The 14,877-nt window shown below is 44.3% G+C and carries 15 protein-coding genes and 1 pseudogene; 7 read left to right on the top strand and 9 right to left on the bottom strand.

The window, feature by feature from the left end; translation table 11 throughout:
- The first annotated feature begins 1 nt into the window (after position 1).
- Together folE and DN53_RS10955 are read left to right on the top strand one after the other, a co-directional pair.
- Positions 2 to 601: a GTP cyclohydrolase I FolE gene (gene folE / locus DN53_RS10960; protein ID WP_129654331.1), complete on the top strand. Its 600-nt coding sequence runs from the start codon at positions 2 to 4 to the stop codon at positions 599 to 601.
- A gap of 40 nt (positions 602 to 641) precedes the next feature.
- Positions 642 to 932, top strand: coding sequence for a hypothetical protein (locus DN53_RS10955; protein ID WP_129654330.1), 291 nt, complete (start codon positions 642 to 644; stop codon positions 930 to 932).
- 36 nt (positions 933 to 968) lie between these two features.
- Here the strand turns inward: DN53_RS10955 and DN53_RS10950 are convergent, their stop codons facing one another.
- The 9 genes and pseudogenes from DN53_RS10950 to DN53_RS10910 form a co-directional block, all read right to left on the bottom strand.
- A complete protein-coding gene (locus tag DN53_RS10950; RefSeq protein WP_165357386.1) occupies positions 969 to 3,230 on the bottom strand; it encodes a TonB-dependent receptor in 2,262 nt (753 codons plus the stop codon).
- A gap of 45 nt (positions 3,231 to 3,275) precedes the next feature.
- Positions 3,276 to 3,617 carry a hypothetical protein gene (locus DN53_RS10945; protein ID WP_129654329.1) on the bottom strand — a complete coding sequence of 114 codons (342 nt, stop codon included), beginning with the start codon at positions 3,615 to 3,617 and terminating at the stop codon, positions 3,276 to 3,278.
- Positions 3,618 to 3,670: 53 nt separating this feature from the next.
- Positions 3,671 to 4,186, bottom strand: a complete 516-nt coding sequence (locus DN53_RS10940) for a DUF6787 family protein (protein WP_129654328.1) — start codon at positions 4,184 to 4,186, stop codon at positions 3,671 to 3,673.
- A 32-nt stretch (positions 4,187 to 4,218) separates the two neighbouring features.
- On the bottom strand, positions 4,219 to 4,677 hold the full coding sequence (locus tag DN53_RS10935; RefSeq protein ID WP_129654327.1) for a DUF6146 family protein: 459 nt from the start codon (positions 4,675 to 4,677) through the stop codon (positions 4,219 to 4,221).
- A gap of 68 nt (positions 4,678 to 4,745) precedes the next feature.
- The gene (locus tag DN53_RS10930; RefSeq protein ID WP_129654326.1) at positions 4,746 to 5,387 is read right to left on the bottom strand and encodes a DUF937 domain-containing protein; all 642 of its coding nucleotides are present in this window, start codon (positions 5,385 to 5,387) and stop codon (positions 4,746 to 4,748) included.
- A 76-nt stretch (positions 5,388 to 5,463) separates the two neighbouring features.
- Positions 5,464 to 6,417, bottom strand: a complete 954-nt coding sequence (locus DN53_RS10925) for a D-2-hydroxyacid dehydrogenase (protein ID WP_129654325.1) — start codon at positions 6,415 to 6,417, stop codon at positions 5,464 to 5,466.
- A 25-nt stretch (positions 6,418 to 6,442) separates the two neighbouring features.
- A pseudogene (locus DN53_RS10920) lies at positions 6,443 to 6,720 on the bottom strand (four helix bundle protein).
- A 92-nt stretch (positions 6,721 to 6,812) separates the two neighbouring features.
- A complete protein-coding gene (gene serC / locus DN53_RS10915; protein ID WP_129654324.1) occupies positions 6,813 to 7,877 on the bottom strand; it encodes a 3-phosphoserine/phosphohydroxythreonine transaminase in 1,065 nt (354 codons plus the stop codon).
- 69 nt (positions 7,878 to 7,946) lie between these two features.
- Positions 7,947 to 8,981, bottom strand: a complete 1,035-nt coding sequence (locus DN53_RS10910) for an acyl-CoA reductase (protein WP_129654323.1) — start codon at positions 8,979 to 8,981, stop codon at positions 7,947 to 7,949.
- An 85-nt stretch (positions 8,982 to 9,066) separates the two neighbouring features.
- On the opposite strand from DN53_RS10910, the gene DN53_RS10905 reads away from it, so the two are divergent.
- The 5 genes from DN53_RS10905 (at position 9,067) to DN53_RS10885 (ending at position 14,814) form a co-directional block, all read left to right on the top strand.
- Positions 9,067 to 9,420, top strand: coding sequence for a 4Fe-4S dicluster domain-containing protein (locus DN53_RS10905; protein ID WP_129654322.1), 354 nt, complete (start codon positions 9,067 to 9,069; stop codon positions 9,418 to 9,420).
- 233 nt (positions 9,421 to 9,653) lie between these two features.
- Positions 9,654 to 10,748 carry a redox-regulated ATPase YchF gene (gene ychF, locus DN53_RS10900; protein ID WP_129654321.1) on the top strand — a complete coding sequence of 365 codons (1,095 nt, stop codon included), beginning with the start codon at positions 9,654 to 9,656 and terminating at the stop codon, positions 10,746 to 10,748.
- A 157-nt stretch (positions 10,749 to 10,905) separates the two neighbouring features.
- On the top strand, positions 10,906 to 12,321 hold the full coding sequence (locus DN53_RS10895; RefSeq protein WP_129654320.1) for an IPT/TIG domain-containing protein: 1,416 nt from the start codon (positions 10,906 to 10,908) through the stop codon (positions 12,319 to 12,321).
- A 186-nt stretch (positions 12,322 to 12,507) separates the two neighbouring features.
- Positions 12,508 to 13,113, top strand: a complete 606-nt coding sequence (locus DN53_RS10890; protein WP_129654319.1) for an IPT/TIG domain-containing protein — start codon at positions 12,508 to 12,510, stop codon at positions 13,111 to 13,113.
- A 195-nt stretch (positions 13,114 to 13,308) separates the two neighbouring features.
- Positions 13,309 to 14,814, top strand: a complete 1,506-nt coding sequence (locus DN53_RS10885; protein WP_129654318.1) for an IPT/TIG domain-containing protein — start codon at positions 13,309 to 13,311, stop codon at positions 14,812 to 14,814.
- The last annotated feature ends 63 nt before the right edge of the window (positions 14,815 to 14,877 follow it).

The following is a 14,877-nucleotide window of genomic DNA, read 5'->3' as shown; positions in this document are numbered from 1 at the left end:
TATGGCACCGTATCGCAATCTGGAAGAATACAATATTGAAATTACAAACGAGGTAAAAGACCACTTTGCCAAGATCATGGGGGACATTGGGGAGGATATATCCCGTGATGGTTTGGTGAAAACCCCGGAAAGGGCTGCAAAAGCCATGCTGTTCCTTACCCAAGGGTACAAACAGGATGCTACGGAAATCCTTAAAAGTGCCATGTTCGCAGAGAGCTATGACGACATGGTGATCATTAAAGACATCGAGGTGTATTCCCTTTGCGAACACCATATGCTCCCTTTCTTTGGGAAGGCCCATATTGCCTATATTCCCAATGGACATATTGTAGGACTCAGCAAAATACCCCGTGTGGTAGATGTTTTTGCCAGAAGGCTTCAGGTTCAGGAAAGATTGACCCATGATATTTTGGAGTGTATAAACACTACCCTTAAGCCCAAAGGAGTGGCCGTGGTTATCGAGGCTGCCCATATGTGCATGATGATGCGCGGGGTTCAAAAACAAAACTCGGTCACCACAACATCTGGATTCCGAGGTCAGTTTGAAAAACAAGAGACCAGAAACGAGTTTCTAAAACTTATTAGCTCCGATTTGTCTTAAGGCATTTCTTCAATTCATTTGGATTTTCTATTTTACCACAATGACAGAAGAAAAAGACCCCAAGTACCGTAATCTACTTTTAGGACTTTTGTTCGACGGCATCGGAATGCTGTCGTTCGCGATTCCCGGAATAGGGGAGTTTTCGGATGTAATCTGGGCTCCCATTGCAGGGTGGCTCATGACCCGATTGTATAAGGGCAGGGTAGGGCAGGCTGCAGGTCTCATCACCTTTGCCGAAGAGCTGATTCCCGGTATGGATATCGTGCCCACCTTTACCTTGACATGGATCTACACCTATCTATTGAGCAAAAAAAAGAGCGACAAATCGTAAAAACTATCTGCCGCTCTCCAAATTTTAATTCCGTTTTTACAATCCAATACTCAGATTAAAGGCAATGTTACGGCCAATATTGGCAATGCCATCAGTCTTTAATCGGGATAGGTGTGAGATGTAGGTTTTATCAAAAAGATTATTGCCACTTATCTTGAAACCCACCAGTTGGTTGAAAATGTTGATTTCACCCCCAAAACCCATATTGAATAGGCTATATCCAGATGTAGGTGTCTCAAAAGTGGCCACTTTATTCTGGTCAAACACGGATTGAACCGTGGCAAAGGCATAACTTTTGGATTTCGTCCCTTTTGCCGTGTTCCATTCTACCCGTAGTGTATTGTTCCATCGGTTAGCAGGAATCAACGGAAGGTCGGTCTTGTCTTCCAGTTCCCCAAAGACCATATCAAAACTGCTTTCCAAATGCAGCCAATCCAAAGGATGGGGGTGTAAGTGGAACCCGAATTCCCCTCCGTATAGCTTGGCATCCTGTTGTTGGAAAACGTATATGGGGTTATCATCCCTAAACTCTCCAGTAGGTTGCAAATAAATATAATCACTCACATTGTTATAGAATGCATTGGCATACACCTCAATATGTTGATTGCCATATTCAAGGGCCAGATCTACCTGTACATTTTGCTCGCTATCCAGATCTTGGTTTCCTATCTCAACGCGATTGGCGCCACTGTGGAGGCCATTGGAAGTCAATTCGGATAGGTTGGGTGCCCTGAATCCCGTGGCAATGTTCAAACGGAACAAAATATTGTCCGTTAAATCTGCCCTATATCCAACGGCAGCATTAAAACTATTAAAGTTTTTGTCCAAACTGGGAATATATTCCTCATCGCCAACAATGCCACTTTCTTCCCCATTTATTGACCTTAAATCATATCGTAGCCCAAATTGCAGATCACTTTTATTAAAATGGACATGCGAGGTGGCCAAAACCCCAAAATCATTGGTGATGGCATTGGGAATAAGCACTTCTTCCCCAAAATTCTCGTTCTTTTGATGCATGCCCTGCACACCAAAGATAGTGGTCATGCTGCCCCATTGGGGATTGAACTGCAGGTTGTAGTTAAACGTGCTCAAGTCCATGTCCAAGGCGGGACCCTCTTCCTCTTCATGCTCTTCCTCTTCCAAAGGTTCTTCGCCTTCATGTTCGTGGTGTTCCTCGAACTCTTTCCGATTATTCAAAATGTACCCCAACGTAGCCTCTAAACTCGATTTTCTAAAGAAAAAATTACTTTTTGAGCTTAATATGTGGGTTGCGATTTCTTGATTGGGCAATAGTGGGTCCCTACCATTGTCTTGTACCCCAATTTCTTCGGGGATGCCCAAATTGGATTCGTTGTAATTATACCTCAATTCCGTCTTGAATTTGGTGGCCTGATAGGCTAGTCCGGTCTTGATATCGGCTTCCTTGAATCTGGAGTTGGTCACACCGGTACCATCCCCAGTTTCATAATCGACATTGGATGAATAGGCACCCCTGACCAAAAATTTGAGTTTTTCACCGGAGGTCTTAAAACCCGCGTTGGCCCCATAACCCAAAGTATTGGTAAAATAATTTAGGTTGATGTCACCCGAAGTTTGGTTAGGGAGTTCAAAATTTTCTGGATTTAGGTAGAGTACACCACCTAGGGCATCCGAACCGTAGAGTAGGGAAGCGGGGCCTTTGATGACCTCAATGCTGGAAATCCCGGCGTCATTGACCCCAAGACCGTGTTCCCCTCCAAATTGCTGGTTCTCCAACCGCACGCCTTGGGTATAGACCAAGACCCTATTGAAACTTAGTCCCCTAATAACAGGTTTTCCAATTCCTACCCCCGTGGAAACGGAGGTTACGCCCGGTACTCTGGTAATACCATCGGCCAAGGTAATGGCACCTTCACTTTTGAGTTCTGCGATGGACTTTTGTTCAACTTTCATCACGTTTTCCCGCTGAAGTTTGTGAAAAGGAGTGGAAAGGACAACCTCGTCAATCTCTATGGCCGAGGGAGTCATGGCATAATTGTAGGTGTTGTTGCCCGAGTGGATTTCCAAGGTTGTGGAATGGGTTTCGTAGCCCAAGTAGGCCACTACGAGTTTATAGGAACCTTCAGGAAGGTCTTTTAGGGTGTATGAGCCATCGGTCCCAGTAACGGCTCCTTTCTCCAATTGGGGAATATAAACGGATACCTGTTCCAAAGGTTGTCCATTTTCTGAATCCGATATGTTACCTGTAACTGTGCTCTGCGCAACTATATATAGTGGGGCCAATGCCAAAAGCATTGACGTGAACAATTGTTTCATTATAAAAATTACTACGTTATTGAATGTGTTGAATGGAAAGGAAAACTATAATGAAACAGTAGGGGGACCTCGTAAGGCCAGATATTCTTTTTGGTAAGGCTTAAAAAAGGAGTTGTGAAAATTGTGCTGATGCCCAATAATCGGTATTTCCAGACTCACGTATTCATAGGAAGATGCCACAAATACTTTGGAAACCAGCGTGAAATCATGAAACTCACAATGAATATCCGCCTCATGGATGTGCTTTGTGCCCTCAGCAATGCAACGTTTTTCCTTGGAGTGCCCAAAGAGCGCATGCGATAGCTTTACTGCGGATGGGGTAAGTATCCCCAAGGCAAGTACAAAGGAAACTACAGCAATGATGCGTTTAGGAAGCAGTGAGGTCATCTTCGCAAAGTAACCTATCCGAATACTTTTTCTGTGTTAACAAAACCATAAAACTATGAAAGGAGAAATCCTAATCCCATGCGTCTCAACATTTTCTTTTCAAATTCCCAGAAGAATTTGAACTGCCCAAACAGCCACCCAACGAAGACCAATATGCATTGGTATATGGGAAATATCAGAAGAATTCGTGCGGTCCAATAGATGGCGCCATGAGTATTGTTTTCTCCAAGTCCGATCCATTCAACCAAAGGGCCAGCAAGCTTTCCGGAGAGACTTCCGGTTATGGCGAAGACAATGAAAATGGCTATCATCTCCCATTTATGGGCTACCTTCCACTTATGCTCCAATTTTTTAAAGCACCAGAGGAAAAATCGAATCATAACCACTGTTAACCCAATGGTAGACCCTAAAGTAAAAACCCATTCCACTAGTGTATTGTTAAGCCCGAAAGTGTGTAACAAACGTCTGGAAATCCAGTAGGCGGTAAGAATCACCAAGGAGAACCCCAGAAAGGGAAAGAAAAGTTGCCAGTTTTTACGAATTTCCCAGCGGTCCTTTATTTTTTTCATCGGCAAGAGTGTTCCGATGCAAAAATACGGTTTTAAATCCTTGGAAGAAAGGGACCAAGGCGCTGTTTGTACTTCCGCTGGAAATAAACGAAGTAATTATAGAGCTTATAATTTACCTCATAGCCATAATCAATGTTTGGATCGTAATCGATTTGAAACATATACAGGTTTGGATTAAAGTTTCCGGGCTGCACCACACGTCTGTTCCATTCCATTACAAGAAGTTGATTCCTGTTTTCCAGAAAAGATTGGGAGTAATAGCCTTCGGGTCGGGCAATACTCTGCAACCAAGTGTAGAATCCAGGTTCAATGATAATGATTTCATACTCACTCTCCTCATCTTTGATTTCTACTTCCTTTTCTTCCTGTGAATTGAAAACGGCCTGTTCTTCGTTGGAAATGTCCAAGGCCTCTTTTTGTGCAGAACAGGACACCAATAGGCCAAAAGCGGCCATAAAGGCCACCAATAAGGATAAAATTCTCTTTTTCATAGCTTTAAGATACAAAAAAGCCATTTGAAAATTCAAACGGCTTTGTTAAATATCGTTAAGTAGAAAGACTATTTTCCAAAAAGTCCGCCCAGCATTCCGCCAAGGCCGCTTTTTTTCTGTCCGCCACTGTTCAATACCATTCCGGCCAAGTCGTCAATAACGCTACCATCGCCATCCGAGTCAAGAAAAGTCTCAATAAGGGATTGTTGTTTGGAGGCACTTCTACCGCCGCCCATCAGTCCCCCCAAAAGACCATTCAGTCCATCAGGGCTACTTACATTTTGTTGACGCGTTTGTTTCCCCAAATAACCCAATAGGATAGGGGCCGCAATTTTAAGGATTTGGGAGATGGTCCCCGCATCCAGACCCGATTTGCTGCTCAAGGCATTTTCCACTTGGGGCTGTTTTGTCCCTAAGATATGGCCCAAGATTCCAGCGCCATCGTCCATTACGTTTTGGTCCACTCCACCTCCGAAGAAACCACCCATATCATCCAAAATGCTACCATCATGTTTGGAGGACAGCGCATTCATAAGTCCTTGGGCTCCCCCAGGGGTAGAGGTATTCTTTTTCATGGCGCCCATCAATAAAGGCATGGCCATACTTAAAACGTCGGCCGTCTTATTCTCCGATTGCCCGGTTTGTCCGGCCACCCCGCTGATCAATTGTTGGCCCATGGGGCTATTTAGTAAATCCAATAATCCTGACATTGTATTTGTGTTAAGGTTAGGAAGACAATGTAGTGAAAAACTAGGTTTTGAACCCGTACAGGGGCTAAAAAACCAGTTATTTTAGCAATTTGATAATCTGTTCCGCCAATTCCAGACTTATTCGTTGCTGTGCCTCTAGGGTTGATGCCCCAATATGCGGGGAAAGTGATATTTTGGGGTGCATCAATATTTTGATTTCAGGCTGGGGTTCAGATTCATATACATCCAATCCTGCAAAGGCCAATTTATCTGCATCCAAGGCTTCTACTAGGGCCACTTCGTCCAAAACTCCACCACGTGATGCATTGATGATTCCTGCCGTGGGTTTCATCTGGGCCAATTCTTTTTTCCCGATGACATAACCATTTTGGGATGGAACATGGATGCTGACAAAATCAGAATTCTTTAAAACATCCTCAAGTGGGCTATCGGCTAGATTGAATTGTACGGTCTGTCCGTCATAAAAAGAGAGCTCCAAGCTTATTTTTTTGGTATGATGATCATGGTACAGCACTTTCATGCCCAAAGCAATCGCCATTTTTGCAGTAGCCTGTCCTATCCTGCCCAAACCGATTATACCCATGGTCTTTCCACGTAGTTCCATTCCGGAAGCATAGCTTTTTTTGAGCTGCTTGAACTGACTATCGCCATCCAAGGGCATGTTCCGATTGGAATCATGTAAAAATCGAGCTCCGTTGAGCATGTGGGCAAAGACCAGTTCGGCCACCGACCCCGCGGAAGCTTCAGGCGTATTGATCACATGGATGCCTTTGGATTGGGCATAGTCCACATCAATATTGTCCATACCCACACCGCCCCGGCCGATCAATTTGAGGCCAGGGCAAGCGTCGATAGTTTTTTTTCTTACCTCAGTGGCACTTCGCACCAAAAGGACCGATATGGAATTGGCGTTGATGAAATTTGCCAACTGTTCTTGGGCCACCCGGGTGGTAACCACCTCAAAACCTTCTTTTTGAAGTGCATCTATTCCCGATTGGGCTAAGCCATCATTGGCCAGTACAATATTCATAGGCTTAAATTCTAAGTCTTAAGTTTTAAATAGTTTCTTGGCTGGTTTTGACAATTTTGGTCAAAATTTTGATGATTTGCTCTATTTCTTCTAAGTACTCTTTCAAATCAAGGTCAGATAAATTGGCTTTATGAATCAATCGTAACCAATATCTGGATTCACGTGCTTCTTTTGAAGCTATGGCATTTTAGAAATGAAATCTTTTTTGAATTGACCTGCACCTGCTTCGGCTACATTTGCTCCAATGCTGGTGGATGAACGCAATAATTGATCGGCGAAGACATACTCGTTGTTTTCCTTCAAATTTTTAACCAACTTGATGATGCGCAACGAAAATTCAAAACTTCTTTCTTCGATCAATATTTACGATTTAGAACTAAAAACTCAACACTAATCTATCCTTTTTTCTCCAATTCGCTCATGATGTCGACCAAAACCCCTACACTTTCCAATGGAAGTGCATTGTACATGGATGCTCGATACCCTCCAACGGAACGGTGCCCATTGATTCCACTGATACCAGCTTCCTTGCACATAGTATCGAAAAGCTCTTTTAATCCATCGTCTGTGATGTTGAAGGTGGCGTTCATGGTAGAACGGTCTTCCTTGGCTGCAAAACCAGAGAATACCGGATTCAATTCTATTTCGGAATAAATAAGGCTGGCCTTTCGCTCATTGATTTCCTCAATGGCGGCTATCCCTCCCAAATCCTTTAACCACTGCATGGTAAGCATGGACACGTATACCGCAAATACAGGAGGTGTGTTGAACATACTCTCTTTTGATACATGCACGGCATAATCCAACATGGACGGGATTTTACGGGAAACCTTGCCTAAAATATCTTCTTTAACCACTACCAAAGTGGCTCCAGCAGGGCCCATATTCTTTTGCGCCCCGGCATAAATCAAGTCAAACTGGGAAAAATCGAGCTGGCGGGAAAAAATATCGGAGCTCATATCACAGACCAAAGGCACATCCGTTTTGGGGAATTCCTTGATCTGGGTTCCAAAAATGGTATTATTGGAGGTAAGGTGCAGGTAATCCAAATCTGAAGGGATATGGTATCCCTTTGGGATATGGTTAAAATTTTCCGCCTGCGATGAGGCCACTTCCACAATATCCCCGAACAATTTGGCCTCCTTGATGGCTTTCTGGCTCCAGGTCCCTGTGTTGACATATCCCGCCTTTTTGTCCAAAAGGTTATAGGCCGCCATCAAAAACTGCATACTGGCCCCTCCTTGTAAGAATAGGGCTTGATATCCCTTTCCTTCCAAGCCTAAAAGTTCAAGGGCCAACGAACGGGCCTTTTCCATGATGGCCACAAATTCCTTACTGCGATGTGAGATTTCTATAAGTGATAGACCAATACCGTCCAGTTCCACTACGGCTTCGGAAGCCTTCTGCATGACCTCTTTGGGTAAAATACAAGGTCCTGCGCTAAAATTGTGTTTTTTCATTCCCTTAATTTAAAGGGTAAAGGTCTAAAAAAAACTTGGATCTAAAAACGGTTTCCGCAATGGGTTTTTTTATAATTGAAGTAAGAATTCCATAGTGTCCACACCATCCGCATAATCGCCCAGTTTGGGTTTCTGGGTCGCCCCAAAAGGAATATCGTCGGATTGGCTCTCTGCAGACACGACACATTGGATTTGCTCTTCTTGTCCCAACAACTGTTCACGTAGTTCTTCCAACGAATCGTAATGGGAATAAAATAATGCCGCGATAGGGGAAGAGAATCCCTCGTCTTCCTTGAGTACCAAAAAACCATTGTCCAAAATCTTGAAATCGCTCATCAGGTACACTGCCTTGTTGTAGTCGTAGTTATTGGCATATTTATGATGATGGATAACCTCCTGAAAAGTAAACATGGCCTTGTAAAATGTATCAAAATCATATCCTTTGGGCACAAAAAGCTTGGCTACATTCCGGCAACCCAACCCATAATATCTAAAAATATCCTCACCCAAGGCTTCCAGCTCAGCTTGGGATTCGTTCCCCGTTAAGATGGCCACCGAACTTCTGTTTTTTCGGATGATATTCGGTCTTTTACCAAAATAGTGTTCAAAATAGCGTCCGGTATTGTTGCTTCCCGTGGCAATGACCGCATCAAAGTTTTCCAGTTTACCTTCGGTGAATTCAATCCGCTCAGTCAATAAGGGCTCTTGTTTGATCAAATAATCGGAAAGAAAGGGGAGCAACACCTTATCATTGGATGAAAGCTTCGCCAATACTTTATTTCCGGAGAGCAGCACGCACAAAAAATCATGGAATCCCACCAAGGGAATATTTCCGGCCATGACAATACCGATGGTCTTTGGAGCGTTATCAACCGTAAGCTCATACTTGGAAAGCCATTGGGATAGGGTTTCTTCGGTCAACAATTCGCTCCATTGTTTTAGCGCAACGATGATGTTGTCCCGGGTAAACCACCCATTTTGCTGTTCAGCCTTGGTCAGGGCCTCTTCAAAAGAAGCCGATGAACCATTGTCATTTTCACAAAAATCGGCAAGGTAACTTCCAAGTTTAACAAAAGCTTTCAATATTGGGAGATGTGCCCTCATTATATTTGTATACTAATTTGGTAGGGTTTATTTTTGCCAAAAATACGCATGCTGAAATGAATCAGCACCACGGAAAAAGAAAATTATGGCGATAATTATAACAGACGAATGCATTAACTGCGGGGCCTGCGAGCCAGAATGCCCCAATACAGCAATATACGAAGGAGCCGACGAATGGCGATATGGTGACGGTACTTCCTTGGAGGGCGATGTGGTCCTTCCCAACGGAAAGGCCGTGAATGCCGAGGAGGTCCAGGAACCCGTCAGTGACGAAATCTATTATATAGCACCCGACAAGTGTACCGAGTGCATGGGCTTCCATGAAGAACCCCAATGTGCGGCGGTTTGTCCTGTGGATTGCTGTGTGCCGGACGAAGATCACGTGGAAAGTGAAGAAGAGCTTTTGGGCAAACAGAAGTTTATGCACCCCAACGGGTAACCCATAAAAAACACGTAATTTAGCCCCGAATTTATTTCGGGGTTTTTTATGCAGGAAAAAGAAAAAACATACAATGGTTTTTGGAAGCAGGCCGGGTGTATTTTGTCACTTGTGGCCATTTTTGGAATAATCGGTCTTTTTGCCATGGGGTTTTATTTCCTGATAAAAGGGTTTTAAAACGTTCAAAACAAAACTTCAACTTATATTTGCAGCCTTAAAATACACCTGAATAGATGAAAGCCGGTATCGTAGGATTGCCCAATGTGGGAAAATCCACCCTCTTTAACTGTTTGTCCAATGCCAAGGCGCAAAGTGCCAACTTTCCTTTTTGCACCATTGAACCCAATATTGGGGTGGTAAACGTACCCGATACCCGCTTGGAAAAATTGGAGGAATTGGTGAACCCTGAGCGTGTAATACCCGCCACCGTGGAAATTGTGGACATAGCCGGTTTGGTAAAAGGTGCGAGCAAAGGTGAAGGGCTCGGCAACCAATTTTTGGGCAATATCCGTGAAACAGATGCCATTCTTCATGTCTTACGCTGTTTTGACAATGATAATATTGTACACGTAGATGGTTCCGTAGACCCTATCCGGGACAAAGAAACCATAGATATGGAACTCCAATTGAAAGATTTGGAGAGCGTGGAGAAAAAATTGGACAAGGTAAAACGTGCCGCCAAAACCGGAAACAAAGAGGCCCAGAAGGAAGAAGCTGTTCTTTCTGCCTTGAAAACAGGTTTGGAATCCGGCACATCGGTACGGGCCATTCAACTCAGCGATGAGGATAGGCAGGAATATGTAAAACCTCTCCAATTGATCACGGACAAGCCCGTGATGTATGTCTGTAACGTAGGGGAAGAAGCCGCAGCTACCGGGAATACCTATGTGGAAAAAGTTAGGGAAGCCGTGGCCCAGGAAAATGCAGAGGTCATCTTTTTGGCCGTGGGTACCGAGGCCGATATCACCGAACTGGAAACCTACGAAGAACGCCAGATGTTCTTGGAAGATTTGGGTCTTTCTGAACCGGGTTCTGCCAAACTCATCCGCGGAGCTTACCGCTTGTTGGATTTGGAGACCTATTTTACCGCTGGGGTCAAGGAAGTCCGTGCATGGACCATCCCTGTGGGAGCTACGGCACCCCAAGCCGCTGGTGTGATCCATACCGATTTTGAAAAAGGCTTTATCCGTGCCGAGGTCATCGCTTATGATGACTATGTGAAACATGGCAGCGAAGCCAAGGTCAAGGAAGCTGGCCGTATGCGGGTGGAAGGCAAGGAATACATCGTTAAGGATGGCGATGTGATGCATTTCCGCTTCAACGTGTAACTATTAAAAAAATCTTGAGAGGATAAAATTTCCGTCAACTCAAAACCCGCATCCGTCAATTCATAGGACCCATCAGTATATTGATGGGTCTTTTTTTGTTCCGGAGTATCGATTTTAGGGGCTAACTCTAATTAGTAACCCAATAAATGTTTTGATTATGAAAAAAGCGATATTGATGGGCCTTCCCATAATGAGTATATGCCTAATTCTTTCCTGTGGCAAGGATGATGGGCCAACTCCTGATCCAGAACCTCAAGAAGTTGAAATTACTAGTTTTTCCCCCACATCCGGAACCGTGGGCACCGAAGTGACCATTAATGGTAAGAACTTCAGTTCCACCAAGACCGAGAACAGTGTCTCCTTTAACGGAACTGCCGCCACGGTAAAAGAGGCATTGGCTACCCAGCTTACGGTTGAAGTCCCCAGTGGAGCCAGTACGGGACCAATTAAGGTTACCGTGGGCAGTAGTTCGGCCACAAGCGCCACGGATTTTACGGTGATGGAACCTGTTGACCCTCCCACAGTGGATGGTTTTGAACCTACTTATGGAGTGATTGGCACCGAAGTCACGATCACCGGAACCAATTTTGGTGACCAAGCCAGCGTAAAATTTGGAGATATAGCAGCGGAAGTGACCGATGTGACGGCTACGCAACTAATCGTCACGGTACCCGATGGAGCCGAAACAGCACCCATAAATATTGCCGTGGGGTCCCAATCGGTTACTACCTCAGATGATTTTACAGTGTATGGCCCCGCATCCATGACCATGACCCCCGATGCAGCTTATGATGAGAACCCGGCATTTGAGATTGGCGAAGAAATATCGCTGTTTGTTGATGCCGATGTTCCTTCAGGCATAAGTGAGTTTTTGGGGTATAAAGCCGTTAATGGAGATGAGCCTGTATTGATAGGAGAAATTACAATCTTTAATGGCTATGAAGGATTTGTTAATGAACAACTTATACCTGAAGTAACGGAAGCGATCGGAGATGAGGTGGAACTTATTTTTAAGATAAAAGGCGAGGCGGATATTGATTATGCCATCGTTAGCTTTTCCTACACCGTAGCGGCTCAAGGCCAAGGGGGCGGTGGAAAGTATCCCACCTTTAGCATTTACAACAATGTTAAATTGGGCAGCCAAGGAAATGTGGAATTTGGTAGCTATTACAGTTCTTCGGCCAATGCAGTTTACTCCAATCCTGGAGCACTTACCGACATTGAACAACAACAGGTGGACATTACCTTTGGTGTGTTACTCAACTTACCCAATCTAATCTCACCGGATGAACGGGCCATAAAAGGCTTAAATAATCCATTGGGTGACAATGCTACCGGCACCACATTTATAAACAAGGGCAACTCCCTGGTCTTCTCTGAAATCACAGCCACCGATGTAGGCAAAATAAACCATACAGTGGGAACAGTAGTGCCCAATTTGCTCATAGCAGAAAACGTGTTTTATAGTTTTGTAAACGCTTCAGGAAAGAAGGGATATATTTTGGTGAACACCATTACGGACAACGGTGGTGATAATAAAGTAGTGGATTTTGATATAATTGTTCAAGACTGACCCATTTTAGATTCCAAGTTTAAACGGCCCGTTATACGGGCCGTTTTTCTTTGTGCTAAAAGTTTCCGTCAACTCAAAACCCACATCCGTCAACCCATATGGCCCATCAGTATATTGATGGGTCTTTTTTTGTTCCGGAGTATCGATTTTAGGGGTTAATTATAATTATTAACCCAAATTTTTGACATGAAAAAAGCAATTTTAATCGGACTTTCCCTGGTAAGTATGACGTTTTACACATCTTGTAATGAAAACGAGGATGTAGTCCCTGAACTAGAACTTGAAGATGTCCAGGTTTTAGGGGTTTCCCCTGAAGCAGCACAGCCTGGAACCGTAGTGACCATAACCGGCAAATACTTTAGTAGGGTATGGCGCAATAATATTGTCAAATTTAACGGAGTGCAGGCCGAGGTAAATAGTGCTTCCACAAGAAGACTCGATGTGGTTGTTCCCGAAGGGGCCAGCAGCGGCCCCATATCGGTTGCTTTTCGGGCCAATTCTACCACTTCGTCGTTTGACTTTACCGTATTGGAAAAAATCCCGACCATTTCTAGGTTTTCACCCACCTCTGGCGCAGCAGGTACCTACGTGAGTATCGAAGGGACCAACTTTAAGGCCAATCCCCAAGCTAACATTGTAAGATTTGGTGATGTGGAGGGCGTGGTCATCAAGACTGATTCTGCTGCCACCAAGCTAAAAGTAAAAGTGCCCGAGGGGGCTGTTACTGGAAAGATATCAGTCACCGCTGATTCACTCACTGGTGAATCTGAGGAGGATTTTGTTGTACAGTAGGAGAAAGAATATTTTGTTTTGTTTAATGGCCAAACATATGTTTGGCCATTTTTTTTCCTGTGGCAGAATTTCCGTCAACTCAAAACCCGCATCCGTCAACCCATATGGCCCATCAATATATTGATGGGTCTTTTTTTGTTCCGGAGTATCGATTTTAGGTGCTAATTCTAATTAGTAACCTAAAAAATTTTTGATATGAAAAAAGCGATACTGGCCAGCATCTTCATCTTGGCGTTGCTGCTATACATTTCCTGTGACAAGGACGACGACCCAACTCCTGATCCAGAACCTCAAGAAGTTGAAATTACTAGTTTTTCCCCCACATCCGGAACCGTGGGCACCGAAGTGACCATCAATGGTAAGAACTTCAGTTCTGCAAAAGAAGAAAACAATGTAACTTTCGGCTCATTTAAAGCCCCGGTTGTTGAAGCTAGTCCAATTAAGCTCGTTGTACAGGTGCCTACAAATGCAGTTACAGGTAAAATTACTATTACTGTTGGCAGCAGCTCCGCCACGAGTGCCACAAATTTTGAGGTTTTGGAGACCGCAGAACCGGTGTCCATTACAGGTTTTGCGCCAAAGAATGGTGATTTTGAAACTATTGTAACCATTGATGGTTCCAATTTCAGTGAAACATTAGCGGAGAATATTGTGAAATTTGGAGAAATCCAAGCCGAGGTTACTGGCGCGACCACTTCTAAACTCAACGTAAAGGTTCCCAATGGAGCCAATACCACTCTGATTTCAGTAACCGTGGGCGAAAATACAGCAGAAACCCAAGAATATTTTAAACTACCCATCTGGCGTAAATTGGATGACTTCCCGGGCACCGCAAGAAGAAGTGCATTTTCATCTGTTGTAGATGGAATAGCATATGTTGGAATGGGAATAGGGGACGGCAACTTATACGATATCCGGTCGTACGACTATATCACCAACACTTGGCAAGAAGTGGCCCCATATCCCGGGGAAGGAAATATAGCCCCAGCTGAGTTTGTAGTGGACGGTACGACCTATGTCTTGGATGGTCTACTAGGAGGAGAAGGGCTCTGGAGCAATGAATTTCGTTCGTATGATGTGGAGACCAATGAATGGACAGACTTACAGGATTTTCCCGGCCTCGTAAGGTATAGGGCCACTAGTTTCACCTACCAGGAAAGAGGGTACGTTGTAGGTGGATTGACCGACACCAACACTAGCCTGGCAGATGTTTGGGAGTATAACAATAATGATGGCACTTGGATTGAAAAGCAATCCTATCCCCAGCCTGATGGAATCTATGATGCAACATCTTTTGTAATAGATGGTCAGGCCTATATGGGAACAGGCGGGCTCGGCACCGGGTCTGAATCAAGTAGTCATTTTTACAAATTTGATGGGACCAATTGGACCGCCATAGCTAATTTGCCGCAATCCGCATATTCTAGATCTGGTGCTGTCGGCTTTGCCATTAATGGCAAAGGTTATGTTGGTCTGGGAAGAAATCATGAAAACTATCTTTATCTTCAGGATTTCTACGAATATGATCCCGTTGCGAATAGCTGGACTAGGCTAGATGATTTTCCTTCCCATGGCAGATCTTCGGCAACCGCTTTTGTATTGGATGGAAAAGCCTATGTAGGCCTGGGGGATGCGGGCGGCGATCTGGATGAGCAACAAGATATATACCTGTTTGACCCTGCCAATATTGCGCCGGAATAATCCGTTGGACGAACGACCTTTTTATGCCAACAACATCCTTGTTTTAGCTAGCGTCAACCCAAA

The sequence above is a fragment of the Flagellimonas olearia genome (assembly GCF_004150225.1).
GTDB classification, from domain to species: domain Bacteria; phylum Bacteroidota; class Bacteroidia; order Flavobacteriales; family Flavobacteriaceae; genus Flagellimonas; species Flagellimonas olearia.
The sequence above is the reverse complement of the archived record's forward strand: the minus strand, read 5'-3'. Positions and strand labels throughout refer to the sequence as shown.